Origin of the sequence: Thiopseudomonas acetoxidans, assembly GCF_030362935.1 — a bacterium.
Classification (GTDB): domain Bacteria; phylum Pseudomonadota; class Gammaproteobacteria; order Pseudomonadales; family Pseudomonadaceae; genus Thiopseudomonas; species Thiopseudomonas acetoxidans.
The window spans coordinates 67,538-91,188 of the sequence record NZ_JAUCDY010000006.1; the positions used below are offsets into that span (position 1 = coordinate 67,538).

A 23,651-nucleotide genomic window follows, 5' to 3' on the forward strand; every position below is an offset into this window, starting at 1 on the left:
GACTAGCCAACCTTACTAACACGTAAGAGGTGTAAGCGACGGCTGTCTGAGTTGGCAACCCGAAAGCGCCAGTTGTCGATCTCTATGACTTCATTGCGTTTGGGCAAATGACCAAATGCGCTGAGAACTACGCCACCGATGGTGTCGTACTCATCTTCAGAAAAGTTGCTCTTAAAAAACTCATTAAAGTCTTCCACCGGCGTGAGCGCTTTAACAATGTGATCACCGCTGGGTACGGAACGGATTAGTGTATCGTCTTCAACATCATGCTCATCTTCGATATCACCAACGATTTGTTCTAAGACATCTTCAATGGTTACCAAACCATCAACGCCGCCGTACTCATCAATCACGACCGCCATATGGTTGTGGTTGGCGCGGAACTCTTTGAGCAGGACATTAAGGCGTTTTGATTCTGGTACGAAGTTGCAGGGGCGTAAAATCTGCCGCAAGTTAAAATCCGCTGGGCGGTTAAGGATAAGTGGTAGCAAGTCCTTGGCGAGTAAAATACCTAAGATTTCATCGTTGTTTTCGCCAAACACCGGGTAACGCGAGTGAGCGGCTTCGATGATAGCGGGCAAAAATTGCTCAGGTGTTTGGTCAACTTGAATACTGACCATTTGTGAGCGGGGGATCATAATGTCCCGAACTTTAAGCTCGGAAATCTCAATGGCACCCTCAACAATAGCCAAGGCATCATCGTCCATTAGTTTGTTGCGATTAGCTTCACGCAACAACTGAAATAAATCTTGGCGGTTTTTGGGTTCTTGGGCAAAAGCTTGGGCTAGTTTATCTAACCAAGATCTTTGCCCGCTGCTAGGACTGTCTTCACTCATGGTTGTAGTAAATCCGTATCTTTCAAAAAAGTGTTATATAAGAAGAAGTTATTCGCTTTCGGCGTAGGGGTCGGCATAACCCAGCCGCGCCATGAGCTGTTGCTCAAGCTCTTCCATCTCTTGGGCTTCCCGCTCATCTATATGGTCATAGCCTAGCAAATGCAAGCAGCCGTGGATCACCATATGTGCCCAGTGCGCCTGCAGCTGTTTGTTTTGTTCCCGTGCTTCACGCTCCACTACGGGCGCGCAAATGACCAGATCGCCTAACAGAGGGATATCTAAAATGCCTTCAGGTATCTCGGCGACAAAGGACAGCACGTTGGTGGCGTAGTCTTTGCCTCGCCACTGCTGATTAAGCGTGCGACCTTCTGCTTCATCAACTAGACGAATGGTTAGCTCCGAAGGAGTGGTACGTTGTTCAAGCGCCAGTGCACACCATGCTTGTAAGTCTTCTTGACTAGGGAGCAGTACAGAACTACTGGCGATTTGAGTATCCAGAGTAACGATCATGGTTAGTTTTGTGCCTCGTTGGCTTCGTGTTTTTCATAGGCTTCGACAATCAGCTGTACCAAAGGATGGCGTACTACGTCGCCTGATTTAAAAAAGGTAAAGCCCAGACCTGGTACATCTTTGAGTACCTCAGCCACATGTACCAGTCCCGATTTTACTCCGCGTGGCAGGTCGATTTGGGTGATATCGCCAGTAATCACAGCAGTGGAGCCAAAACCCATGCGCGTAAGGAACATTTTCATCTGCTCTTTAGTGGTGTTTTGGCTTTCATCCAGAATAATAAAGCTATTACTTAGCGTGCGACCCCGCATATAGGCTAGCGGTGCGACTTCGATAATTTGTCGCTCCAACAGGCGATGGACATACTCGTAGCCCAGCATTTCGTAAAGAGCGTCGTACAAAGGACGTAAGTAGGGGTCAATTTTTTGGGTTAAATCTCCGGGCAAGAAGCCCAGTTTTTCACCCGCTTCAACGGCAGGGCGTACGAGTAAGATGCGTTCAACTTCTTCGCGCTCTAACGCATCCACTGCACAGGCAACCGCTAGATAGGTTTTTCCCGTGCCTGCAGGGCCTATACCGAAGTTTATATCTTTTTTTTGGATGGAACGTACATAGGCTTGCTGGTTTTCACCACGAGGTTTAATTACCGCTTTGCGTGTACGCAGCGTGACCCTGTTAGTAGCTGGTAAGGCGAGTTCTTGCATACTCGCATCTTGCAGGTACAGATGGATTTGGTTAGGGGTCAGCTGTGTGTCTTTGGTTTCACGATACAAGCGGCGCAAAAGGTGTTCTGCGGTGCTTGTCGCTGCAGCATCGCCGAGCAGTTCAAACTGTTCGCCACGGTTTCGGATGGTAATGTTAAGGCGCTGCTCAATGAGGCGTAAATGCTCGTCGTATTGACCGCACAGGTTGGCGAAACGCGCGGTATCGAAGCTTTCTAGTGTAAAACGATGGGTGTGTAGGCTAGTGTCCAAGACGGTGTGTGTACCTTGTGGAAAATTAAGTGATTAGCATAGCTTTGCAAAAATAAAGCGCAATAGTTTTCCGCTTTTACTGCGCGAAACTCCTTAGTGAGCAATATTACACGTGCCGCTCATGGATTATGCAAATGAGCGGCACGAATACTGAAGGTGAAAGCGGTTAAGCCATTTCTAATACTTTATCGACTAGGGCATTAATGCCTGTAGCGGCCTGCCTAATGGATTGGGCGAGCATATAGGCGGGGGTGGTAACCAAACAGTTGCCTTCATCGACAACAATGCTATCGACGCTGCAATTTTGGTGTATGCCACCCATGGCTTCGATGGCGCCGGCAGTGCCAGCGTCGCTGCCGATGGTGCAGGTTACGCCTGTGCCAAATATTTTGGCCGATAAAGCGGGGGAGATACACATAAGGCCGATGGGCTTTTTAGCCTCTTTAAATTGCAAAATAGCCTTGAGGGTGTTTTCTTCTACTTCGCAATCTGCGCCTTTGCTGGCAAAGTTGGACAGGTTTTTGGCGACACCAAAGCCGCCCGGCAGGATCAAGGCATCAAAGTCTTTGGCTTGTAGTTCGCGTACATCAAGGGTTTTACCACGGGTAATACGCCCTGACTCAATCAGCACATTGCGCTGCTCAGGCATTTCGTCGCCTGTAAGATGGTTGATAACATGAGCTTGTGGGATATCGGGAGCAAAGAAGGTTACCTGTGCTCCCTGCTGGTCAAGACGCAGCGCAGTGAGTACGCTCTCATGGATTTCTGCACCGTCAAAAACGCCACAACCGGATAAAATCACTGCAACTTTTTTACTCATAATCATTCTCCATGGTGTTAGTGATAAGCCCCATGACAGGTTCGTGTATAAGGAAGTGTTGGAAGCTCTTGCCTGATCCTGACAATGCAGCTAATGACTCGGCACTTGCTTAAAGAACCATACAACAAAAAACTCCGCTAATATAGCAGCACATAGTTAAGGATTTAATACGCGTGTCTGAGCTTTATTTACGTGTCGCATTGCCTACGCCTTTGCGGCGTTTGTTTGATTACCGTGCCCTGGCTGATATTCCCGTTAGCGCATGGCAGCCAGGCGTGCGGGTGAAGGTGCCTTTTGGTTCGCGCGAAGTGGTTGGCGTTGTCCTGCACACTACCGATACGACCGAAGTGCCGGTGAGTAAGTTGCGTACGATCACTGAGTTAATTGATGAGAAACCTTTGTTGCCTCCGAGTGTTATGCAGCTAATAAGCTGGACGTCACAGTATTACCAACACAGTTTGGGCGACACCTTCAGCCGGGCTTTACCGGTACTGCTGCGCCAAGGTGAGCCTGCGGTTGCGCAAAAAAAACTGTTTTATACCGCTGCTACCGACGCACAACTGGACGATGTGCGAGTTAAAAACGCACCCAGACAGCGGCAGGCTTTACAGGCTGTATTGCAGCACAAGCGCGGACTGGCCCATGAACAACTCAGCAGTTTAGAGCTGCAAAAAAGCAGCATTGATGCATTGTTAGAAAAAGGTTTGCTGCACAAAGAATGGCGCAGTGTGCACCAGCCGCCCAGCAACTTGCCGGTGTTAGCGCAAATGCCGCTGGCCTTAAATGCTGAGCAAAAAGTGGCGTTTGATTCGATTAGTCAGCAACTCGGGCGTTTCAAAGTGTTTCTGCTAGCGGGCGTGACCGGCAGTGGTAAAACTGAAGTGTATTTGCATCTGATTGAGCAGGTGTTGAATAAAAAGCAGCAAGTATTGGTACTCATTCCAGAAATTAACCTTGGGCCGCAGACGTTTAGTCGATTCCAGCAGCGTTTCAATGTTAGGGTTGCATTGCTACATTCTGAAGTGAACGACCGCGAACGACTGAATGCTTGGCTGGCTGCACGCGACGGTCAGGCGGAAATTGTCATAGGTACGCGTTCGGCGTTGTTCACCCCTTTTAAAAACCTAGGTTTAATTATTATTGATGAAGAGCATGACGCTTCCTATAAACAGCAGGAAGCCTTGCGATACCATGCGCGTGATTTAGCCTTGGTGCGTGCGCGGCAAGCAGATATTCCGGTGGTGCTGGGTTCGGCGACGCCTTCGTTAGAAAGCTTGCACAATGCTAATAGCGGACGTTATGCGCTGCTGCGTTTGAATACGCGCGCAGGTACCGCTAAATTGCCGCAGTTTAAACGTTTGGATGTACGCAGTTTGCCGTTGGATTCAGGCATTAGTATGCCGCTGCAAAAAGCCATTGAACGTACGCTGGCCGCAGGACAGCAAGTGTTGGTGTTTTTAAATCGACGGGGCTTTTCTCCGGTTTTGCTCTGTAATGATTGCGGTTGGATGGGTAAGTGTCGCGACTGTGATGCGCGGCTCACCTTGCACCAGCGTTACAACGAGTTGCGTTGCCATCATTGCGGTCATGTGGAAAAACGCCCGTTAGCCTGCCCAGGCTGCGAAAGCTTACAGCTGCACCCAGTAGGTGAGGGCACAGAACGAGCAGAAGAACGTTTACAAATTCTGTTTGCGCAAGTGCCGATTTTGCGTATTGACCGTGACACTACCGCACGCAAAGGTGCGCTGGATGCCATGCTGAATACGGTTAATCAGGGGAAGCCCTGTATTTTGCTGGGCACGCAAATGCTTGCCAAAGGCCATCATTTTCCACGGGTCACCTTGGTGGCGATTTTAAATGCGGACGGAGGGTTGTTTTCCGCAGACTTTCGTTCGAGTGAGCGTATGGCGCAGTTGATTCTGCAAGTGGCTGGGCGTGCAGGGCGGGCGCAAGACCCGGGTGAAGTGATTATCCAGAGCCACTTAGCCGATCATCCTTTATTGGTACAGCTGACCGAACAGGGTTATTTTGCTTTTGCGGAGCAGGCGCTGAGTGAGCGGCGTGCGGCAGGGTTACCACCCTATAGTTACATGGCGTTGTTGCGTGCCGAAGCGGTGAGCAGTATTCAGGTGGATAATTTTCTACAGGACGCCTTGGCTCTAAGTGAGCAGCTGCTGGCACACTATCAGCTGCAACAGCTTGAGTGCTTAGGTCCGGTTGCAGCGCCCATGGAGCGCCGTGCAGGGCGCTATAGAGCGCAGTTGCTGTTTATTGCGCACAAGCGTAAAGACCTGCAGCAGTTGTTGCATGCGCTGTGTTTTAATCTGGAGCTGCTCCCCAGTGCGCGACAAGCACGTTGGTCGGTGGATGTGGATCCCATTGACTTGTTTTGAGCCAAGGCGTGAATCTTGTCTGCAGACACTATGCAAATGCACTAGCATGGCAAAAATTTTCTTCTTAAAGGAGGTGCTGAATAATGTTGCCTAGCCCTGACAATGCGGGTAATTATTCAGTGTCTCCTAAGGTTTTATTTGAGTGTGATACATGATTGAGGTTTCTAAGCTTAGCAAACATTTTTCTGAGCATTTAGCGGTAAATAATTTATCTTTCACCATTCAGCCTGGCGAGGTGATAGGTTTTCTAGGTCCTAATGGGGCGGGTAAATCTACCACAATGAAAATGCTGACCGGTTTTTTGGCTCCTAGTGCAGGAAGCGTCAAAATTCACGGTTTTGATATTGCCAAACAGCGTATTAGTGCGCAGCGCGTGCTGGGCTATTTGCCAGAAGGCGCGCCCTGTTATGGCGAGATGACGGTGTTGGATTTCTTGCTGTTTATCGGCAAAGTGCGTGGTTATCATGGTAAAGAGCTGCAAGAGCGCGTTAAACGAGTGATTGATTTGCTTGAGCTTGGGCGGGTGATTGGTCAGAGCATTGATACGCTCTCTAAGGGTTTTAATCGGCGCGTGGGCTTGGCGCAGGCGGTGATGCATGAGCCGAAGGTGTTGATATTAGATGAACCCACTGATGGTTTGGACCCCAACCAAAAGCATCAGGTACGCCAGTTGATCAAGGCGTTAGCTAAAGACCGCATTGTGATTATTTCTACGCATATCTTAGAAGAGGTCAGCGCGCTTTGTACGCGTGTGCTGTTGATTGCGCACGGCGAGCTGATTGTCGATGAAACACCGCATCAATTATCACAGCGCTCTAAATACCATCAGGCGGTCACGCTTTACAGTGAAGACGCGCTCGATCAGGCAGCGCTAAAGGCTTTACCCGGTGTGCAATCACTGGAGGAGAACAGTCGCGATGGCAGCTTGACCTTAATCCCTGAGCCGGGCGCTGTGTTGTTTCCTGTGGTCAACGCGCTTATTCAACAACGTGGTTGGCAAGTGCAAGAAGTTGCCGTGGAGTCGGGACGTTTGGATGAGGTTTTCCGCCGCTTGACCAGAGGAGAATCGGCATGAAGCATTGGCGTATCATTTTAGAGCGTGAATTCTCGGGCTATTTTGCCACTCCATTGGCGTATGTGTTTTTGTTGACGTTTTTGGTTTTGTCTGGCTTGTTTACCTTTTATCTGGGTGGCTTTTATGAAAGCGAGCAGGCCAACTTGCAACCGTTTTTCACCTTTCATCCATGGCTGTATCTGTTCTTAATGCCCGCTTTAGCCATGCGCTTGTGGTCTGAGGAGCGCAAAAGCGGCACGATTGAATTATTAATGACGCTGGCGATTCGTCGGCGTGAAATGGTGTGGGGAAAGTTTCTGGCCGCGTGGTTATTTGCTGGACTAGCGCTGGGATTAACCTTTCCCTTGGTGTTTACGGTTAATTTTTTAGGTGATCCTGATAATGGCGCTATTTTAACCGGCTACTTGGGCAGTTGGCTGCTGGCTGGTGCGTATCTGGCGGCCAGCTCGTTTGTTTCGGCGTTGTCGAAAAATACGGTGTTGGCCTTTATTGGTGCGTTAGGGCTGTGCTTTATTTTTGTGGTTAGTGGTCATGCATTGGTGTTGGATGCTTTTACGAACTGGGCTCCGCAATGGTGGCTCGATATGGTGTCGTCCATGAGTTTTTTAACACGTTTTCAAGCCATTAGCCGTGGCGTGATTGATGTACGCGATGTGCTGTTTTTCCTTAGCTTTATTCTGGCGTGGCTGGTAGCTAGTGTCATTGTGCTTGAACTGAAAAAGGCGGATTAAAATGAAAAGAATGTTTTATTCGAGCCTTGGTTTGGTAGTAGTGGCGCTGACGTTTTTTGTGTTTAACGCGCTTTCGAGCCTGCTATTTAAAGGTGTGCAGCTGGATTTAACCGAGCAAAAACTCTACACCCTAACTGAAGGCACACAGCAGCTACTCGCTGGACTCGATGAGCCGATTGAGCTGTATTTCTTTTATTCCAACCAAGCGGCACGCGACATGCCGCAGGTGCGTCACTATGCGCAACGCGTGCACGAACTCTTGGCTACCTATACCCGCTTGGCAGATGGCAAGCTAAAACTGCACGTGATTGAGCCTGAGCCTTTTTCAGCACAGGAAGACCAGGCAGCGCAAATGGGTTTGCAAGCGATACCGCTGGCTCAGGGGGAGTCTTTGTATTTGGGGCTGGCAGGTAAAAATAGTCAGGGTGATGTGCAGAGCATTGCATTTTTTGCCCTTGAGCAAGAAGAGCTGCTGGAGTATGAGCTCAGCCGTATGCTGCATGCATTGTCGCAAACCAGCCTGCCCGTTATCGGGGTGATGAGTGGACTACAGCTCAATGGCGGCTTCGATATGCTAAGTGGTCAAGCGCAACCGGCTTGGATGGTGATGGAAGAGGTGCGGCAACAATTTCAAATCGAAAGTATTGCGTTGACGGCCGATGAAATTCCTGAGTCAGTGTCGGTTTTATGGCTTGTGCATCCGCAAAACTTGTCGCCGCCGACGCTGTACGCCATTGATCAGTTTGTGATGCGTGGCGGCAAATTACTGGTGTTTGTTGACCCCTACAGTGAGTTTGACACAGGGATGTCGATGGCTGCGGATGAGCTGCAAGCACGTGCATCAAATCTGCAGACGCTGTTCGAAGCGTGGGGATTGCGTCTGCGTGATGATGTGGTGGTGGGTGATTCGTTGTATGCGATGACGGTCGGTGTGGGTAGTGAGCAGCGTGCGGTACGTCACCTAGGCTGGCTTAACTTGCCGAAACAGGCCCTCAGTGCTGAAGATGTGGTCACGGCGCCTTTACAAAATATTACGCTAGCGACAGCGGGTGTATTAGAGCCCTTGGAGGGCGCAACAACGCTGTTTACTCCGCTGCTGCAAACCTCCGACAGCGCTATGCCCTATGCTGCGCGACGCTTTGCTGGTTTGCGAAGCCCGACTGAGTTGCAGGCAGATATGCAGCCTACAGGTGAGCGGTATACTTTGGCGGCACGCATTAGTGGGCCAGCAAAATCAGCCTTTACGCAGGGTTTAGAAGGGCAATTGCCGGGACTCAAACAAGCCAAGCAAATCCAAGTGCTGGTCGTGGCTGATACCGATATGCTGCGCGATACCATGTGGGTACAGGTGCAGGATTTTTTCGGTCAGCGCTTGCCACAACCTTGGGCAGGCAATGCTAGCTTTGTTGTTAATGCCATAGATAACTTGCTCGGTTCTGACGCATTGCTGGGTGTGCGTTCGCGAGCACAGTTTAGTCGCCCCTTTACTCTGGTGGATCGTTTGCGTCGTAGTGCTGAGGAGCGTTACGCTGAAAAAGAACAGCAGCTGCAGCGTCGCTTGATGCAAGCAGAGCAAAAAATAGCTGAGTTACAAACCGGTGATACTGAGTTGAATGTGTCAATGCAGCAACAAGCGACAATACAACAGTTTATGCAGGAAAGATTACAAATCCGCAAAGAATTGCGTGAGGTGCGTTATCAACTTAACGCGGATATTGAAAGTTTAGGCACTACCGTTAAGGTGTTTAATGTTGCCGTTATGCCTTTTATTCTAACCTTTGCCATGGTGCTGATTGGGCTGCACCGACGGATTCGGCGTATGCATACTGAGGCGTGATTGCGGAAAAGCTCTGCTGCAGACTGGATTACAGCAGAGCGCCTCTAAATTAAGGACGAATCTCAATCAGCGTGTTGTCTTTAACCAACGACCAGACTTCCTGCATGTCGTCGTTGGTGAGCGCAATGCAGCCTTCGGTCCAGTTAAGTGAGCTGAAAAACCACTCAGGATATTCCTCATCGTTGGGTGTGCCGTGCAGCATAATCATGCTGCCGGGGTTCTTGCCTAGTTGTTGTGCGCGCTCGCGATCTTGTTCATTGGGGTAGGAAATGTTAATCGCCAGATTGTAACGCTCGCTGGGTTTACGCCAATCAAGCCAATATATGCCTTCAGGTGTACGCAGATCTCCCTCATAACTTTTAGCCCCATCTTTTTTACCCAGTGAAACCTTATAGGTTTTTACGATTTCACCTCGATGCATAAGATGCAGTTGGCGTTCAGATTTAATGACAAGCACCTTATCAATAGGCAGTGTTTTTTGACTGGCAAACGTAGCGGGCAAGAGACAAAAAAACAACATAAAGCATGTAAAAAAGCGAGTCCGCATAAAGCATCCCTTTAGACAAATAAGCAAAACTGGCGGGATTTTAAACGCTTTGTGTGCATTGAGTAAGCCCTGAACGCGTGGCATGATGCTAAGGTAGCTCAGAAAGTGCCGTATTTACCCACCCTGTATTCTAAGTAAGTGGTTGTGTTTATGGGGTGTTTGTTTTTTATGCACATATATTTTGTTAAACGATAGCTTTTTTGGGCAGCTTTCTAGCTGATTTAAATAACTGTATAAAACATGCGCGTGTGAGATTTTTTATGTTGTTAGACGAGGCAGTTAAACGCATCCAAAGTTACCAGCCTAAACCTATTATTGCAGCACAGAACTTTCCTGAGGCCGCTGTTTTAATGCCTATTACCCGCAGCCAGACACCCGAGTTAGTGTTAACCCTCAGAGCGCATGGCTTGTCTACGCATGGTGGTGAAGTCGCTTTCCCGGGTGGCCGGCGAGATCCTACGGATAGCGATCTAATTTTTACCGCTTTGCGTGAGGCACAAGAAGAGGTGGGTTTAGAGCCAAAACTAGTTCAAGTTGCGGGCTCCTTAAGCCCGCTGGTTTCTCGCCATGGCATTAAGGTTACGCCCTATGTGGGGCTGGTTTCGAGTCAAACGCAGTATCAAGCCAATGCTGGCGAAATAGCGTCTATATTTACCGTCCCACTTGAGTTTTTTGCATCCGATCCGCGCCACACCACTCACCGAATTGATTACTTAGGGCGCAGCTGGTTTGTGCCCAGTTATACTTATGCAGACTATAAGATTTGGGGGTTAACCGCTGTAATGGTGGTTGAGTTGGTAAACATTGTGTTTGATTTAAATATTGAATTAAATCAGCCGCCCCAACTCAGCAAAAAAGAATTGTAAATACTGGGAGTAGCCGATGAAATACCGTTTAGATGAACATTCTGTTGTTGCTGACGAAGACAGTTGGGTTGCACCCAGTGCTAGTGTGATTGGTAAGGTGCGTTTGGATGCTGGAGCCAGTGTGTGGTTCGGAGCAGTTCTGCGTGGTGATAATGAGCTTATTCATATTGGCCCGAACAGTAACGTGCAAGATGGCAGCGTGATGCACACAGATATAGGCTGGCCGCTGACTTTAGGTACCGGGGTTACAGTAGGTCATAATGCAGTGCTGCATGGTTGTACTGTTGATGATTACAGTCTGATTGGGATTAACGCGGTTATTTTGAATGGTGCCAAGATTGGTAAATACTGCATCATTGGCGCCAATACACTCATTGGTGAAGGCAAGGAAATTCCAGATGGCAGTTTGGTGGTGGGTTCGCCAGGTCGCGTGGTTCGTCAGCTTACGGACGAGCAAATGAAACGATTAGAAGCCAGTGCTGAGCACTATGCCAATAATGGTCGCCGCTATCGTCAAGGCCTAATAGAACAAGATGACGCATAAGCCATACGAAAAACCAGTGCCTTCTCCCTGCGTTAGCATCTGTGCCTTAGACGATAATGAGGTGTGCATAGGATGCCAGCGCACAGGCGATGAAATTATCCGCTGGGGTAAAATGGACAATAATGAACGCCGAGCCGTTTTAGCTAGGCTTACACAGCGGGCACAGGCGCAGGGTTTAATCACAGAAGAATAATGAGGAATACATGGCCAAAATAGGAACTCCTTTATCAGAGACAGCAACGCGCGTATTGCTGTGTGGTGCTGGTGAACTTGGTAAGGAAGTGGCAATTGAGTTACAGCGTTTTGGGGTTGAGGTTATCGCGGTAGACCGCTACGCCAATGCCCCTGCGATGCAGGTGGCGCACCGCAGCTATGTCGTTAATATGCTGGATGGCTATGCGCTTAAAGCGGTCATTGAACAAGAAAAGCCGCAGTATATTGTGCCGGAAATTGAAGCCATTGATACCGCGGCTTTGCTGGATTTAGAGCGTGCGGGCTATACCGTTATCCCAACCGCACGTGCCACCCAGCTTACTATGGACCGTGAAGGGATTCGCCGCTTAGCAGCCGAAGAATTGGGCTTGCCGACTTCGCCTTTTGTTTTTGCGGATACCTATGAGGATTATCAAGCGGCGATTGAGCAAATTGGCCTACCTTGTGTGGTGAAGCCCGTTATGAGTTCGTCGGGCAAGGGGCAAAGTGTTATTGCTACAGCCGGTGATATTGAACAGGCATGGAATGTGGCTCAGAATGGGGGACGTGCAGGAGCAGGACGTGTCATCGTTGAAGGATTTATTAACTTTGACTATGAAGTTACGTTGCTTACCGTGCGCCATATCGGTGGCACCAGTTTTTGTGAGCCTATAGGTCATCGCCAAGAGCGTGGTGATTACGTTGAATCATGGCAGCCGCAAGCGATGTCAGCTGTGGCTTATGCTAAGTCCAAAGATATTGCTCAGAAAGTGACTGACGCCTTGGGTGGGCGCGGTGTGTTTGGTGTCGAGCTGTTTGTCAAAGGTGAGGATGTTTGGTTTAGTGAGGTTTCGCCACGTCCGCATGATACGGGTTTGGTTACCTTGGTATCACAAGACCTGTCAGAGTTTGCTTTGCATGCACGCGCGATTTTAGGGTTGCCCATTCCAGCTATACGTCAGAATGGACCCAGTGCATCAGCAGTTATTTTGGTGCGCGGTGTGTCTAAACAAACGGCCTTTGCTCAACTCGGTGCGGCGTTATCGCGACCTGATACAACGCTGCGTTTGTTTGGAAAACCTTGCGTGGAAGGTGAGCGCCGTATGGGTGTGGTTTTGGCGCAAGCCAGTAGCGTCGAGCAGGCGCGGCAGAAAGCTGTATTAGCCGCACAAGAAGTGGTGGTTGAGCTGTAGAGAATTTACTCTTCAAGCCACAGCTTAGCGCAACTGACCCTGTTATCTTTTATTTCCAGAGTTTCCAAGAAGTACGGGCCGATCTGCATGCAGACGGCTCCTTCTGGAATGCTTTCAAGAATTTCCGTAATTAACCCATTAAGCGTTTTTGGACCGTCACATGGCAGATCCCAGTCAAGGTTTTTATTGATATCGCGAATATAAGCGGCGCCGTCGATGATATAACTGTTATCTTGATGCGGCCTGATTTCTGGCTCATTGATGCGGCTATGATCGCTGAACTCACCGACAATTTCTTCTAAGATGTCCTCTAGGGTAATAATACCCTCAACATCACCGTATTCATCCACAACAATCCCCATGCGCTTCTTATGCTGTTTAAAGTTAAGCAGCTGAACTGACAAGGGCGTACCTTCGGGAATAAAGTAGGGCTCATTACAAGCACCCTGAATTACCTCGTGGGTTAATTTGTTTAGCGTCAGCAGGCGCGCGATTTGACGCATGTGCACCACGCCAACGATTTCGTTAATGTTGTCTCGGTAGACAGGCAAACGTGTATGGGTGGTGGTACGTAATTGCTGCACTATTACATCAATGTTGTTATTGAGATCGATACCGAAAACCTCGTTGCGAGGAATAATAATGTCATCGACGGTGACGTTTTCGAGATCCAGAATGCCTAGCAGCATATCTTGACGGTTTTGTGGCAGATCATGCCCAGCTTCTCTAACGACGCTGCGTAACTCTTCCGTGGAGAGGGTTTCGGAGGAGCGGTGCTTGGGGTCTATACCTAGCATACGCAAAATAGCGTTGCTGATGCTGCTGGTGAGCCAAACAGCGGGATAAAAAACAGTCATCAGCAATGACAAAACGCGACTGGCAGGGAAAGCAATCAGTTCTGGGCGCAGCGCTGCAAATGTTTTTGGGGTTATTTCACCAAAAATAAGCAACACAATCGTCAGCCCAGTGGTGGCAATAACAACACCGGCGTCACCCCACAGATCGACCGCGATAACGGTAGCAATAGACGCAGCTAAGATGTTGACGACGTTATTGCCGACTAAAATGGTACCCAGCAAGCGATCTGGCTTGCCTAGTAAGCGGCTGGCGCGTTGTGCGCCAGGGTTGCCTTCACGGCTTAAGTGACGCAGCCGATAACGGTTCAGGCTAAGCAACCCCGTTTCTGAGCTAGAGAAAAACGCAGAACAAATAATAAGGAAAATCAGCAAGCCAAGCAGATAGCCGAAATGCATATCGTCCACAAGCCAAATGCCTCAAGAAGTTAGGATAAATTCACGGACAAGCTTACTGCCAAAATAGGCAAGCATAAGCAAAGAAAAGCCAGCCAAGGTAAGGCGGATTGCCTTATGACCGCGCCAGCCTAAGCGATGACGACCCCAAAGCAGTACAGCAAAGATAACCCATGCAAGGCTTGAGAGGAGGGTTTTGTGGGCTAGATGCTGAGCAAAGAAGTCTTCCAAAAACAACCAGCCCGTGAGTAAGGATAGCGATAGCAGTAACCAGCCAGACCACAGGTAAGAGAACAGTAGGCTCTCCATGGTTTGCAGTGGAGGAAAACTGCGCAACCAAGATGATACCGGGCGCTTGCGTAATTGGCGTTCTTGAATAAGTAAAAGTAAGGATTGCACAACAGCAATGCTGATAACACCGTAGGCTAGTACAGAAAAAATGATATGCGCCAGAATGCCGGGCGCTTCATTAATTGGCTGCATGTGCCCATAAGGTAAAAATTGTGCGCAGGCGATGGTCAGTGCTGCTATGACTTGAATGGGGGCGAGCAGCACATTGAGGGTCAAGTGTTTGTTACAAAGAATAACGAGCACCACGATAAAAAGTGCAATCAAGCTGGCCGCATTAAAGAAGCCCAAATGCAGCCCCTGATCGGTCAGCAAGGCTGGAAATAATGCAAATGCATGGCTAATGCTGGCTAAAGCGGCAATGCCGATTAACCAAGGTGTTTTGGAGAGCGTGTTCTGCCAGAGCTGCTTGCCAATATAGGAGCTAGAAACGAGATACAGGGCAATAGCCAATAAACTAAAGGGTAATGTGGACATAGCGCCTTAATAATATAAAAAACTAGCTGCAGAGTTTGGCACAAATTCGACTTAGGATAAAGAGATAAGGTGGTCGCATAGGCTGGAAAAGGTTTTATCTGCCAGCATTTTATCGCATTTGCCATGCTGATAGTGAATAACCTTTGACAGAAGTGCAGAGCATCCATAGAATACCGCGCCTATGTCAAACGGACCTATTCCTCTTCTGGTTGAGCCGCATAAATTAGCCGACAGAGCCATCAGCTTTACTGGTGAGCTGCCTTTAGCTAAGTTTACTCGCGTTGCTGAGCTCCTAACCAACACAGCCGGTGCTGTGCAGGTTAGTGTTGCTTTTTCTCGAGACGAGCAAAAGCATGTGGTGATGCATTTAGAGTTAGCTGCGAAAGTTGCTATGCTATGCCAGCGCTGCTTAGAAGATGCTGTAATTTCGGTTGGTGGGCATTATGATTACCTTGTTGTTAATCATAATGCTGATTCGACTTTGCTTTCTCATAGCTATGACGTGTTAGAGGTGGACGATGAGCCGCTCGATTTACTAGCTCTGGTGGAAGATGAATTGTTACTTTGCTTGCCAATAGTGCCAATGCATCCACAAGGTGAATGTCAGAGCCCGGCTGGTTATGTTGAGCCAGAGTTGGGTCCTGATGAGACGACAAGGTCCAACCCATTTAGTGTATTGGCGCAGTTAAAGCGTGATCCAAAACTTTAGGAGTTAATTTTATGGCTGTTCAAAAGAACAAAAAATCTCGCTCAGCGCGTGATATGCGTCGTTCACATGATGCACTGACTGCTTCAGCGTTGACCGTTGAAAAGAGCACAGGCGAAGTACGCTTGCGCCACAACGTATCACCGGATGGTGTATACCGTGGTCGTCAAGTGATTGCCAAGGCCACTGACGAGTAATCCTTGTCAACTGCAATTATTGCGGTTGATGCGATGGGCGGGGACTTCGGTCCCCGCTACGTTGTTCCTGCCTGTATAGCGAGCCTTATTCGCTACCCTTCTCTGCATATCATTTTAGTCGGCAATGCTCAGCAAATTGAGCCGCATATGCTTGATCTATCCTTTAGCGTCAAACAACGACTGACTGTTCGGCCTGCTCAAGAAAATATTGAAATGAGCGATTCGCCTGCACAAATTCTTCGCGGAAAACCTGATGCTTCTATGCGCGTTGCTTTGCAGTTGGTGCGCGAAGGGCGGGCGCATGCCTGTGTCAGCGCAGGTAACACTGGCGCCTTAATGGCCTTGTCCAAGCATATACTCAAAACACTGCCACAGATTGAACGCCCTGCGATAATGACGGCCTTGCCGACGCAAAAATCCACAATACATTTGTTGGATTTAGGAGCTAATGTTGACTGTAGTGCTGAGCAGTTGCTGCAATTTGCCGTGATGGGTTCTGCTGCAGTCCAGTTGGGTGGCGTGTCACAACCCCGAGTAGCCTTGTTAAATGTGGGTGTTGAGTCGATTAAGGGTAATCAGCAGGTGCGCCAAGCCGCAGGGCTTTTGGCGGGGCTGAAAAATATCAATTACATTGGCTATATCGAAGGTGATGGGGTTTATCGCGGCGAAGCGGATGTAGTGGTATGTGATGGGTTTGTGGGGAATGTATTGCTCAAAAGTAGCGAGGGGTTGGCTCGATTGATGGCCGCTACGTTATTTGAAGAAGTTAAGCGCACGTTTTGGCGGCGCTCGCTGGCATGGTTAAATCGCAACATGTGGAGTGAGGTGCACAAGCGCTGGTCGCCTGATCATTATAATGGTGCGTTATTGCTCGGCGTGGATGGCGTGGTAGTTAAGAGTCATGGTGCTGCTAATCAGCTGGCTATTGCCTCTGCGATCGGAGTTGCTACGCGCGCAGTGCAGGAAAATTTACCGATGCGCTTGGGTCGGCATATACAGGCGAGCTATGCGTCATTGAGTGCTGCCCAGCAAGTGCGGCAAAATGGTGACGAGTAAGTATAAAAGGGTGACGTGCTGCTGTGACTGCGCGCTAGTAATTATCATCCCATAGTAGGTTTGTTAACTGAATTTGAGCATGGCAGACTGCCGATGCGTTATTACAGGTAAGGAATTTTATGACTGCTAAACTGGCTTTTGTTTTCCCCGGTCAAGGCTCACAGACTGTGGGTATGTTGGCTGAAATTGGTACGGCTGAAAGTCTAATCCAGGACACCTTTGCCCAAGCTTCCGACGCTTTGGGTTATGACTTGTGGGAATTGTGTCAGCAAGGCCCGGCTGAGGTGTTAAGTCAAACTGATAAAACCCAGCCTGCTATTCTTACGGCCTCGGTAGCCTTGTATCGTTTATGGCAAAGCAAGACGGGTCAGGCTCCAGCTTTTGTCGCGGGACACAGCTTGGGAGAGTATTCTGCATTAGTGGCGGCGGGCTCAATTGAACTGGCTGATGCGGCACGTCTGGTTGCCCGTCGTGGTCAGCTAATGCAGCAGGCGGTACCTGCTGGAACAGGTGCGATGGCGGCTATTTTAGGTTTGGCAGATGAGCAGGTTATCGAGGCTTGTGCTCAGGCGGCTCAGGGTGATGTGGTCAGTGCGGTGAATTTTAATGCGCCGGGTCAAGTGGTCATTGCGGGTAGCACTGCAGCCGTTGAGCGTGCCATTGAGCAATGTAAAGAAATGGGTGCTAAGCGTGCTATGCCGTTGCCGGTTAGTGTACCTTCACACTGTGAGTTAATGCGCCCTGCGGCTGAGCAGTTTGCGGCGGACATTAAGGCGATTAATTGGCAAGCGCCACAAATTCCCTTGATACAAAACGTCACCGCAACGGCAGTCCAAGACGTGGAAGCCTTAAAAGCGAACTTACTGGCGCAGTTATACAGCCCCGTTCGTTGGGTGGAAACTGTGCAGTACTTAGCTGAGCAGGGTGTGACGGACTTGGTCGAGTGCGGCCCGGGTCGTGTGCTTGGTGGTTTAAATAAGCGTTGTGCTAAAGAGTTGAAAAATCATAGTCTGGACGCCTGTGACGCTTTTGAAGCAGCACTGGCAACGCTCAAGTAATCTGGAGATTAATTCAAATGAGTTTAACAGGAAAAGTGGCGCTGGTAACAGGTGCAAGTCGCGGTATCGGCAAGGCAGTTGCTTTACAGTTAGGTGCGCAGGGTGCGATTGTGATTGGTACGGCAACGTCCCCTAATGGTGCTGAAAATATTAGCCAATATTTACAAGAAAACGCCATTCAGGGCACAGGTATGGTGTTGGATGTGTGTAGCGATAGCTCTGTTTTAGGCACAGTAGAGCGCATTCAAGAAGAGTTTGGTGCGCCGCAGATTTTGGTTAATAACGCCGGTATTACCCGCGACAACCTCATGCTCAGAATGAAAGATGAAGAGTGGTATGATGTGCTGGATACCAACCTGAACAGCCTGTATCGCGTTTCTAAATCGGTGCTACGTGGAATGACCAAAGCGCGCTGGGGTCGTATTATCAATATTGGCTCGGTTGTGGGTGCAATGGGTAATGCGGGTCAGGTAAACTATGCAGCCGCCAAGGCGGGTGTTGAAGGTTTTAGCCGTGCATTGGCACGTGAGCTTGGCTCGCGTTCGGTTACGGTAAATACGGTAGCGCCGGGTTTCATTGATACAGACATGACTCGAGAGCTACCAGAAGCACAAAAACAAGCCTTGGTAGCGCAAATTCCTCTTGGTCGTCTAGGACAAGCAGAGGAAATTGCTGCAGTAGTGGGTTTTCTTGCATCTGAACAAGCTGGCTATGTCACAGGAACGACAATTCCTGTCAATGGCGGCATGTACATGAGCTAGGAAACTCTTAAAATAAAAGAGTAATAGATTGAATTAATAACGTTGTGACCCAAAAAGTATTGCCGTAGTCTTAACGTTAATTAAATTACTGATCTTTAGTAGAGACAGTATGTTTTTTTAAGGGATAAGTTGATAAAATTAGCTTATAATCCTTTTTTGACTAAACCGCAGCCCAAGGTTGCAGCAAAATTTCCATTTAGGAGTGATACAAGATATGAGCACTATTGAAGAGCGCGTTAAAAAAATCGTAGCCGAACAACTCGGTGTTAAAGTTGAAGAAGTTACTAACAGCGCTTCTTTTGTTGATGACTTGGGCGCAGATTCTCTTGATACTGTTGAGCTAGTAATGGCTCTGGAAGAAGAGTTCGAGACTGAAATTCCAGACGAGCAAGCAGAAAAAATTACCACTGTTCAAGAAGCTATCGACTACGTTACGGCGCACGCGCAATAATGTAGCTGAGGTTGCATAACAGTTAAAGCCGCGCGACCTACCCCTAGGGCGTGCGGTTTTTTTTTGTCGGCTTTTACACGAAAGAGGTTTCCCATGTCACGCAGACGTGTCGTAGTGACCGGCATAGGCATGCTGTCTCCAGTAGGCTTGGATGTAAAGTCTAGCTGGGCAGCAGTGCTTGCAGGCCAAAGTGGTATTGCTCCTATCGAGCACATGAATGTTGAAGCATATAGCACACGCTTCGGTGGCTCGGTCAGAGGTTTTGATGTTGAGCAGTATATGCCTGCAAAAGAAGCGCGTAAGCTGGATTTGTTTATTCAATACGGCTTGGCTGCCAGTTACCAAGCCATGCAAGACTCAGGCTTGCAGGTGACTGATGCAAACCGTGAGCGTATCGGTGTCGTGGTGGGCTCAGGTATAGGTGGTTTAACCAATATCGAAGAAACCAGCAAAACCCTATTTGAAAAAGGCCCACGGCGGATATCTCCTTTTTTTGTACCCGGTTCAATTATCAACATGGTATCCGGCACTTTATCCATGCGTTTAGGCCTGCAAGGCCCTAACTTTGCTATTACGACTGCTTGCACCACAGGTACTCACTGCATTGGTATGGCTGCACGCACTATCATGTACGGTGAAGCAGACGCCATGGTTGCCGGTGGCTCAGAAATGGCTACCTGTGGTCTTGGTTTAGGTGGTTTTGGTGCTGCTCGAGCGTTGTCTACTCGCAATGATGATCCGCAAGCAGCGAGTCGCCCTTGGGATGCAGCCCGTGATGGTTTTGTGTTATCTGATGGAGCAGGTGCTCTGATTCTTGAAGAGCTTGAGCACGCTAAAGCGCGTGGTGCAACTATATATGCAGAAGTGGCTGGTTTTGGTATGAGCTCAGATGCATTTCACATGACTTTGCCGCCCGAGAATGGCAGTGGTGCGGCACGCTGTATGACTAATGCACTGAAAGATGCTGGTTTAAATCCGCAGCAGCTGCAATATATTAATGCGCACGGCACCTCGACTCCAGCCGGTGATCTGGCCGAAGTGGAAGCGATTAAAACAGTGTTTGGCGAACACGCTCAGCAATTGAGCGTAAGCTCGACCAAGTCAATGACGGGGCATTTGTTGGGAGCGGCGGGCGCAGTAGAAGCTATTTTCAGTATTTTAGCGCTACGTGATCAAGTGGCACCACCGACCATTAACTTAGATGAACCCAGTGAGGGCTGTGATTTGGATTTCGTTGCGCATCAGGCCAAAGAAATGCGTATTGATGCGGTGTTATCTAACTCGTTTGGCTTTGGCGGTACCAACGGTTCTCTGGTATTTACCCGGTTTGTTGAGTGATTACTTGGGTTAACGGTCAGCCTACGACAACTATAAGCGTAGCTGACCGAGGCCTTGCCTATGGCGATGGCTTATTTGAAACCATGCGTGTGCAGCAAGGGCAACCCTTACGCCTTGAGCTGCATTTGGCACGCTTACAATTGGGTTGTCAGCGGCTGAAAATCAATCTTGATTTCGCACAAGTCAGCCAAGAAATACACAGTTTTTGTGCTCAAGCTGTAAATGCGGTGTGTAAGTTGATTGTAACCCGGGGAGTGGGTCAGCGCGGTTATGGGATACCTGAAAAGGTACAGCCGCAGCGTATCTTGCAGCTCAGCTCGATGCCCCACTGGCCCACTGAAAATACTCAAGGTGTACGGCTGTATAACTGCCAAACCCCTTTAGCTATCCAGCCCTTGTTGGCAGGTATCAAGCATCTTAATCGTTTAGAACAAGTGCTCGCCCGTGCTGAATGGCAAGATGCCAGCTATGCTGAAGGACTAATGCTGGACACAGAAGGTCATATTACAGACTGCGTGTTTAGCAATATCTTTTTTGTGCGTGACGGACGCTTGTTGACTCCAAGCTTAGCTAATTGCGGTGTGGCGGGCGTAATGCGCGCTTGGATTATGCAGCAAGCACAACAGCTGGGCATAGATTGTCAAGAAACACAGATAAAAGTGACGCAGTTGGCAGGCATGGACGAGGTGTTTACCAGCAACAGCCTCTATGGGATTTGGCCTGTAGTAAGCTATCAAAACTATCGCTGGTCGGTTGGCAGTATCGCTCGTAGACTGCAGCAAAGACTCACGGATTAATTGGGATACATTGTGCGTAAAAAGTTTTTTTATACTGTTTTAAGTTTTGTTTTTAGCCTAGTTATTGCCGGGCTGGCAGTATTTTGGTTGGCGCAGAACGCTTTGCAACAACCCTTAAAGCTCGACGCTGAACACTCCTTGAGTGTGGTGGCGGGCACTACGCCGGTGGCTTTATTGAATGATTTGGAGCAGCAAGACATCATTCAAGGCAGTATCTGGCTGCGCTTAATGTGGCGACTGCAACAGCATCAGCCCAGTGTGCAAATGGGTGAATACAGTCTTAATCCAGAGATGACCTTGGCCGATTTGCTCGAGAAGTGGCGCGTCGGCGATGTACAAAACTACCGCGTCACTTTAGTTGAAGGCTGGAATTTCGCTCAGTTTCGCAACGCACTAGCGCAGCAAGAATTGCTTGAGCAAACGATTACGGACTTGAGCGATGAACAAGTTATGCAGCTGCTTGAGCGCCCAGGGATGCACCCAGAAGGCCGTTTTTATCCCGATACGTATTTTTTCACGCGGGGACAGCAGGATATAGACATCTTGCGCCAAGCAAATCGCCGGTTAGAGCAGATTTTAGCGCAAGAATGGGACAAGCGCGCAGCTGATTTACCCTATGCGAATCCAGATGAAGCACTGACGATGGCGTCAATTATTGAAAAAGAAACCGGTGCCGCCCACGAACGTGATGAAATTGCTGGGGTGTTTGTGCGCCGCCTGCGCTTGAACATGCTGCTGCAGACAGACCCGACTGTTATTTACGGTATGGGGGAGAAGTATAACGGTAAAATTACCCGCGCCGATTTACGTAAGCCAACGCCTTATAACACCTATGTGAATCCGGGCTTACCACCTACACCCATTGCTATGGTAGGTCGCGCAGCGATTGCAGCGGCGTTAAATCCCAAGCCGGGTGATAGTTTGTATTTTGTGGCCAGAGGTGATGGCACGCACGAATTCTCGCGCAATCTGCAACAGCACAATCAAGCAGTGCGTAAGTATCAACTTAAACGCCGCGAAGGTTATCGCTCAACCATTAGCCCTACTAGTACAGCTAAGGAAACTCCATGAGTGCTGGATTTTTTATTACCTTGGAAGGCCCGGAGGGCTCAGGTAAAACAACCAACCGTACGTTTATTGCCGAGCACTTAGAGCAACAAGGTCATCAGGTGGTGTTAACCCGTGAACCGGGCGGTACAGAACTGGCTGAGAAAATTCGTGAGTTGTTGTTAGCTGAGCACAGTGAGCCAGTGGCAGTGGATACCGAATTATTACTCATGTTCGCAGCCCGAGCGCAGCATATCCAACAGCTTATTAGACCTGCTTTGGCCGCCGGAAAAATCGTACTCTGTGATCGTTTTACTGATGCTACTTATGCCTATCAGGGCGGTGGGCGTGGCATTGATGAGCAGCGCATCGCCGTGCTGGAAAACTTTGTACAGGGTGATCTGCGTCCTGACTTAACGCTTTTATTTGACCTGCCAGTAAACGAAGGTATGGCTAGGGCCAAACAGCGCGGCCGCTTGGATCGTTTTGAGCAAGAGCAGCAAACGTTTTTCGAGGCCGTTAGGCAAAATTACCTTGCGCGCGCCGAAGCAGAGCCTATGCGTTTTCGAGTCATTGCGGCTCAGCATGCTTTAGCACAGGTGCAAGAACAGTTAATGCCGGTATTGGCACAGATTCAAGCACAGGTGCAGCGTGGTTGATATTTTACCTTGGCAGCAAGATATTTGGCAGGGGCTGATAGGCCGTACGCAGCATGCCCATGCCTATTTGTTGCATGGACCGGCTGGCAGCGGTAAGCGGCAAATGGCGGAGTTGTTTGCGCGGTTTTTGCTATGCAAACAACCACAGGCTGCACAGGCTTGCGGACAGTGTCGTTCGTGCAAACTTTACGCTGCTGACTCTCATCCAGATATGTTGCGGGTAGAACCAGAAGAGCCGGGTAAAGGTATTTTAATTGCTTATGTGCGAGAATTGGTGGCAAGCATCCAGCAGACTGCGCAGCAGGGCGGACGGCAGGTGGTTATTCTAGAACCTGCAGAAGTGATGACGCTGGAATCGGCGAATGCGTTATTGAAAAGTTTGGAAGAGCCGAGCGCAGGTACGGTGTTTTTATTAATTACCCACCAGCTGAGCTTTTTGTTACCCACTATTAAAAGCCGTTGTGTGCTACAGGCTTGTCCTTTGCCCGATCTAGCGCAAGCAAAAACATGGCTTGCGCAGCAGCTACCCAGCTTGGACGATACGCAGCTCACCAAACTGTTACAGTTGTCTGGCGGTTCGCCCTTGAAGGCGCAACAGTTTGCCGAAGATAATGTTTTGCAAATGCGTGCGGATGTGGTTGAGGGCGTAAAACAGTTGCTAAAGCGTCAATTAGCGCCTGCACAGTTGGCCGGTCAGTGGACTAAGTTACCGACGGTACTGCTGCTAGACTGGTTTGCACAGTGGTGTCAAAACATCTTGCGCTACCAATTGACCCAGAATACAGTAGATTTAGGTTTGCAAGACATGCAGCCCGTGTTGGGGCATATGGCTAAATTTGTCCAAGCCGAACAATTAACTGAAACGCATAGCTGGATTTTAGAACGACGCAACAAGCTTCTACGCCGTGCACCACTGCGTGCGGATTTATTATTAGAAAGCCTACTGGTGCGTTGGATGGGCCTGATTGGTTTCTGATAGGCAGTTCAA

Annotated in this window: 26 protein-coding genes; 19 read left to right on the plus strand and 7 right to left on the minus strand. The window is 49.1% G+C overall.

The features are described from left to right. Nucleotides 1–2: 2 nt before the first annotated feature. The 4 genes from QEZ41_RS06450 to elbB form a co-directional block, all read right to left on the minus strand. Complete coding sequence (locus tag QEZ41_RS06450; RefSeq protein ID WP_289410574.1) at nucleotides 3–836, minus strand: CorC family transporter; 834 nt, start codon at nucleotides 834–836, stop codon at nucleotides 3–5. A 48-nt stretch (nucleotides 837–884) separates the two neighbouring features. Continuing rightward, nucleotides 885–1,343 (minus strand): rRNA maturation RNase YbeY, encoded by a 459-nt coding sequence (gene ybeY, locus QEZ41_RS06455; protein WP_289410681.1) that lies wholly within the window; start codon nucleotides 1,341–1,343, stop codon nucleotides 885–887. Nucleotides 1,344–1,348: 5 nt separating this feature from the next. Next, entirely contained in the window at nucleotides 1,349–2,320 is a 972-nt protein-coding gene (locus QEZ41_RS06460; RefSeq protein ID WP_289410575.1) for a PhoH family protein, read from the minus strand. A gap of 166 nt (nucleotides 2,321–2,486) precedes the next feature. Then, nucleotides 2,487–3,140, minus strand: a complete 654-nt coding sequence (gene elbB, locus QEZ41_RS06465) for an isoprenoid biosynthesis glyoxalase ElbB (RefSeq protein ID WP_289410576.1) — start codon at nucleotides 3,138–3,140, stop codon at nucleotides 2,487–2,489. 173 nt (nucleotides 3,141–3,313) lie between these two features. Here elbB and QEZ41_RS06470 point away from each other — a divergent pair, with 173 nt between their 5' ends. The 4 genes from QEZ41_RS06470 to QEZ41_RS06485 all read left to right on the plus strand — a co-directional run bounded on the left by QEZ41_RS06470 (nucleotide 3,314) and on the right by QEZ41_RS06485 (nucleotide 9,176). Further along, on the plus strand, nucleotides 3,314–5,533 hold the full coding sequence (locus tag QEZ41_RS06470) for a primosomal protein N' (protein WP_289410577.1): 2,220 nt from the start codon (nucleotides 3,314–3,316) through the stop codon (nucleotides 5,531–5,533). A 151-nt stretch (nucleotides 5,534–5,684) separates the two neighbouring features. Beyond that, nucleotides 5,685–6,608 (plus strand): ABC transporter ATP-binding protein, encoded by a 924-nt coding sequence (locus QEZ41_RS06475; RefSeq protein WP_289410578.1) that lies wholly within the window; start codon nucleotides 5,685–5,687, stop codon nucleotides 6,606–6,608. Continuing rightward, the gene (locus QEZ41_RS06480) at nucleotides 6,605–7,339 is read left to right on the plus strand and encodes an ABC transporter permease subunit (RefSeq protein WP_289410579.1); all 735 of its coding nucleotides are present in this window, start codon (nucleotides 6,605–6,607) and stop codon (nucleotides 7,337–7,339) included. The genes QEZ41_RS06475 and QEZ41_RS06480 overlap by 4 nt, the downstream gene beginning before the upstream one ends. A gap of 1 nt (nucleotide 7,340) precedes the next feature. After that, nucleotides 7,341–9,176, plus strand: a complete 1,836-nt coding sequence (locus tag QEZ41_RS06485; protein ID WP_289410580.1) for a GldG family protein — start codon at nucleotides 7,341–7,343, stop codon at nucleotides 9,174–9,176. Between the two features lie 49 nt (nucleotides 9,177–9,225). On the opposite strand, the gene QEZ41_RS06490 is transcribed toward QEZ41_RS06485, so the two are convergent. Further along, the gene (locus QEZ41_RS06490; protein ID WP_289410682.1) at nucleotides 9,226–9,696 is read right to left on the minus strand and encodes a L,D-transpeptidase family protein; all 471 of its coding nucleotides are present in this window, start codon (nucleotides 9,694–9,696) and stop codon (nucleotides 9,226–9,228) included. A gap of 290 nt (nucleotides 9,697–9,986) precedes the next feature. On the opposite strand from QEZ41_RS06490, the gene QEZ41_RS06495 reads away from it, so the two are divergent. The 4 genes from QEZ41_RS06495 to purT are packed head-to-tail and all read left to right on the plus strand — an operon-like array spanning nucleotide 9,987 to nucleotide 12,518. Beyond that, nucleotides 9,987–10,589 carry a CoA pyrophosphatase gene (locus QEZ41_RS06495; protein WP_289410683.1) on the plus strand — a complete coding sequence of 201 codons (603 nt, stop codon included), beginning with the start codon at nucleotides 9,987–9,989 and terminating at the stop codon, nucleotides 10,587–10,589. A 16-nt stretch (nucleotides 10,590–10,605) separates the two neighbouring features. Beyond that, nucleotides 10,606–11,133, plus strand: a complete 528-nt coding sequence (locus tag QEZ41_RS06500; protein WP_289410581.1) for a gamma carbonic anhydrase family protein — start codon at nucleotides 10,606–10,608, stop codon at nucleotides 11,131–11,133. Then, complete coding sequence (locus tag QEZ41_RS06505) at nucleotides 11,123–11,326, plus strand: DUF1289 domain-containing protein (protein WP_289410582.1); 204 nt, start codon at nucleotides 11,123–11,125, stop codon at nucleotides 11,324–11,326. The genes QEZ41_RS06500 and QEZ41_RS06505 overlap by 11 nt, the downstream gene beginning before the upstream one ends. Nucleotides 11,327–11,336: 10 nt before the next feature. After that, nucleotides 11,337–12,518 carry a formate-dependent phosphoribosylglycinamide formyltransferase gene (gene purT, locus QEZ41_RS06510; protein WP_289410583.1) on the plus strand — a complete coding sequence of 394 codons (1,182 nt, stop codon included), beginning with the start codon at nucleotides 11,337–11,339 and terminating at the stop codon, nucleotides 12,516–12,518. A 5-nt stretch (nucleotides 12,519–12,523) separates the two neighbouring features. Here purT and QEZ41_RS06515 read toward each other — a convergent pair whose 3' ends face one another. Further along, nucleotides 12,524–13,780: an HlyC/CorC family transporter gene (locus QEZ41_RS06515; RefSeq protein ID WP_289410584.1), complete on the minus strand. Its 1,257-nt coding sequence runs from the start codon at nucleotides 13,778–13,780 to the stop codon at nucleotides 12,524–12,526. A gap of 12 nt (nucleotides 13,781–13,792) precedes the next feature. Then, nucleotides 13,793–14,593, minus strand: a complete 801-nt coding sequence (locus tag QEZ41_RS06520; RefSeq protein ID WP_289410585.1) for a cytochrome C assembly family protein — start codon at nucleotides 14,591–14,593, stop codon at nucleotides 13,793–13,795. A 181-nt stretch (nucleotides 14,594–14,774) separates the two neighbouring features. Between QEZ41_RS06520 and QEZ41_RS06525 the strand changes: the two genes are divergently transcribed. The 11 genes from QEZ41_RS06525 to QEZ41_RS06575 all read left to right on the plus strand — a co-directional run bounded on the left by QEZ41_RS06525 (nucleotide 14,775) and on the right by QEZ41_RS06575 (nucleotide 23,639). Next, complete coding sequence (locus QEZ41_RS06525) at nucleotides 14,775–15,302, plus strand: YceD family protein (protein WP_289410586.1); 528 nt, start codon at nucleotides 14,775–14,777, stop codon at nucleotides 15,300–15,302. An 11-nt stretch (nucleotides 15,303–15,313) separates the two neighbouring features. Continuing rightward, nucleotides 15,314–15,496 carry a 50S ribosomal protein L32 gene (rpmF, locus tag QEZ41_RS06530; RefSeq protein ID WP_289410587.1) on the plus strand — a complete coding sequence of 61 codons (183 nt, stop codon included), beginning with the start codon at nucleotides 15,314–15,316 and terminating at the stop codon, nucleotides 15,494–15,496. Nucleotides 15,497–15,499: 3 nt separating this feature from the next. After that, a complete protein-coding gene (gene plsX / locus QEZ41_RS06535) occupies nucleotides 15,500–16,552 on the plus strand; it encodes a phosphate acyltransferase PlsX (protein ID WP_289410588.1) in 1,053 nt (350 codons plus the stop codon). Nucleotides 16,553–16,671: 119 nt separating this feature from the next. Then, nucleotides 16,672–17,610 (plus strand): ACP S-malonyltransferase, encoded by a 939-nt coding sequence (gene fabD / locus QEZ41_RS06540; protein ID WP_289410589.1) that lies wholly within the window; start codon nucleotides 16,672–16,674, stop codon nucleotides 17,608–17,610. Nucleotides 17,611–17,627: 17 nt separating this feature from the next. Then, nucleotides 17,628–18,371, plus strand: a complete 744-nt coding sequence (gene fabG / locus QEZ41_RS06545; protein ID WP_289410590.1) for a 3-oxoacyl-ACP reductase FabG — start codon at nucleotides 17,628–17,630, stop codon at nucleotides 18,369–18,371. A gap of 214 nt (nucleotides 18,372–18,585) precedes the next feature. Further along, nucleotides 18,586–18,822 (plus strand): acyl carrier protein, encoded by a 237-nt coding sequence (acpP, locus tag QEZ41_RS06550; RefSeq protein ID WP_289410591.1) that lies wholly within the window; start codon nucleotides 18,586–18,588, stop codon nucleotides 18,820–18,822. Between the two features lie 93 nt (nucleotides 18,823–18,915). Continuing rightward, nucleotides 18,916–20,160, plus strand: coding sequence for a beta-ketoacyl-ACP synthase II (gene fabF / locus QEZ41_RS06555; protein WP_289410592.1), 1,245 nt, complete (start codon nucleotides 18,916–18,918; stop codon nucleotides 20,158–20,160). Beyond that, nucleotides 20,157–20,957 (plus strand): aminodeoxychorismate lyase, encoded by an 801-nt coding sequence (gene pabC, locus QEZ41_RS06560; RefSeq protein WP_289410593.1) that lies wholly within the window; start codon nucleotides 20,157–20,159, stop codon nucleotides 20,955–20,957. The genes fabF and pabC overlap by 4 nt, the downstream gene beginning before the upstream one ends. Before the next feature lie 12 nt (nucleotides 20,958–20,969). Beyond that, nucleotides 20,970–22,028: an endolytic transglycosylase MltG gene (mltG, locus tag QEZ41_RS06565; protein ID WP_289410594.1), complete on the plus strand. Its 1,059-nt coding sequence runs from the start codon at nucleotides 20,970–20,972 to the stop codon at nucleotides 22,026–22,028. Then, complete coding sequence (gene tmk, locus QEZ41_RS06570) at nucleotides 22,025–22,663, plus strand: dTMP kinase (RefSeq protein WP_289410595.1); 639 nt, start codon at nucleotides 22,025–22,027, stop codon at nucleotides 22,661–22,663. The genes mltG and tmk overlap by 4 nt, the downstream gene beginning before the upstream one ends. Then, nucleotides 22,656–23,639, plus strand: a complete 984-nt coding sequence (locus QEZ41_RS06575; RefSeq protein WP_289410596.1) for a DNA polymerase III subunit delta' — start codon at nucleotides 22,656–22,658, stop codon at nucleotides 23,637–23,639. The genes tmk and QEZ41_RS06575 overlap by 8 nt, the downstream gene beginning before the upstream one ends. The last annotated feature ends 12 nt before the right edge of the window (nucleotides 23,640–23,651 follow it).

What these genes read in the sequence shown, in the direction of transcription:
- QEZ41_RS06450 (WP_289410574.1), bottom strand. Translation starts at nt 836, where the DNA reads ATGAGTGAAGACAGTCCTAGCAGCGGGCAAAGATCTTGGTTAGATAAA.
- elbB (WP_289410576.1), bottom strand. Translation starts at nt 3,140, where the DNA reads ATGAGTAAAAAAGTTGCAGTGATTTTATCCGGTTGTGGCGTTTTTGAC.
- QEZ41_RS06475 (WP_289410578.1), top strand. Translation starts at nt 5,685, where the DNA reads ATGATTGAGGTTTCTAAGCTTAGCAAACATTTTTCTGAGCATTTAGCG.
- QEZ41_RS06480 (WP_289410579.1), top strand. Translation starts at nt 6,605, where the DNA reads ATGAAGCATTGGCGTATCATTTTAGAGCGTGAATTCTCGGGCTATTTT.
- QEZ41_RS06485 (WP_289410580.1), top strand. Translation starts at nt 7,341, where the DNA reads ATGAAAAGAATGTTTTATTCGAGCCTTGGTTTGGTAGTAGTGGCGCTG.
- QEZ41_RS06490 (WP_289410682.1), bottom strand. Translation starts at nt 9,696, where the DNA reads ATGTTGTTTTTTTGTCTCTTGCCCGCTACGTTTGCCAGTCAAAAAACA.
- QEZ41_RS06500 (WP_289410581.1), top strand. Translation starts at nt 10,606, where the DNA reads ATGAAATACCGTTTAGATGAACATTCTGTTGTTGCTGACGAAGACAGT.
- QEZ41_RS06505 (WP_289410582.1), top strand. Translation starts at nt 11,123, where the DNA reads ATGACGCATAAGCCATACGAAAAACCAGTGCCTTCTCCCTGCGTTAGC.
- purT (WP_289410583.1), top strand. Translation starts at nt 11,337, where the DNA reads ATGGCCAAAATAGGAACTCCTTTATCAGAGACAGCAACGCGCGTATTG.
- QEZ41_RS06520 (WP_289410585.1), bottom strand. Translation starts at nt 14,593, where the DNA reads ATGTCCACATTACCCTTTAGTTTATTGGCTATTGCCCTGTATCTCGTT.
- QEZ41_RS06525 (WP_289410586.1), top strand. Translation starts at nt 14,775, where the DNA reads ATGTCAAACGGACCTATTCCTCTTCTGGTTGAGCCGCATAAATTAGCC.
- rpmF (WP_289410587.1), top strand. Translation starts at nt 15,314, where the DNA reads ATGGCTGTTCAAAAGAACAAAAAATCTCGCTCAGCGCGTGATATGCGT.
- fabD (WP_289410589.1), top strand. Translation starts at nt 16,672, where the DNA reads ATGACTGCTAAACTGGCTTTTGTTTTCCCCGGTCAAGGCTCACAGACT.
- fabG (WP_289410590.1), top strand. Translation starts at nt 17,628, where the DNA reads ATGAGTTTAACAGGAAAAGTGGCGCTGGTAACAGGTGCAAGTCGCGGT.
- acpP (WP_289410591.1), top strand. Translation starts at nt 18,586, where the DNA reads ATGAGCACTATTGAAGAGCGCGTTAAAAAAATCGTAGCCGAACAACTC.
- fabF (WP_289410592.1), top strand. Translation starts at nt 18,916, where the DNA reads ATGTCACGCAGACGTGTCGTAGTGACCGGCATAGGCATGCTGTCTCCA.
- tmk (WP_289410595.1), top strand. Translation starts at nt 22,025, where the DNA reads ATGAGTGCTGGATTTTTTATTACCTTGGAAGGCCCGGAGGGCTCAGGT.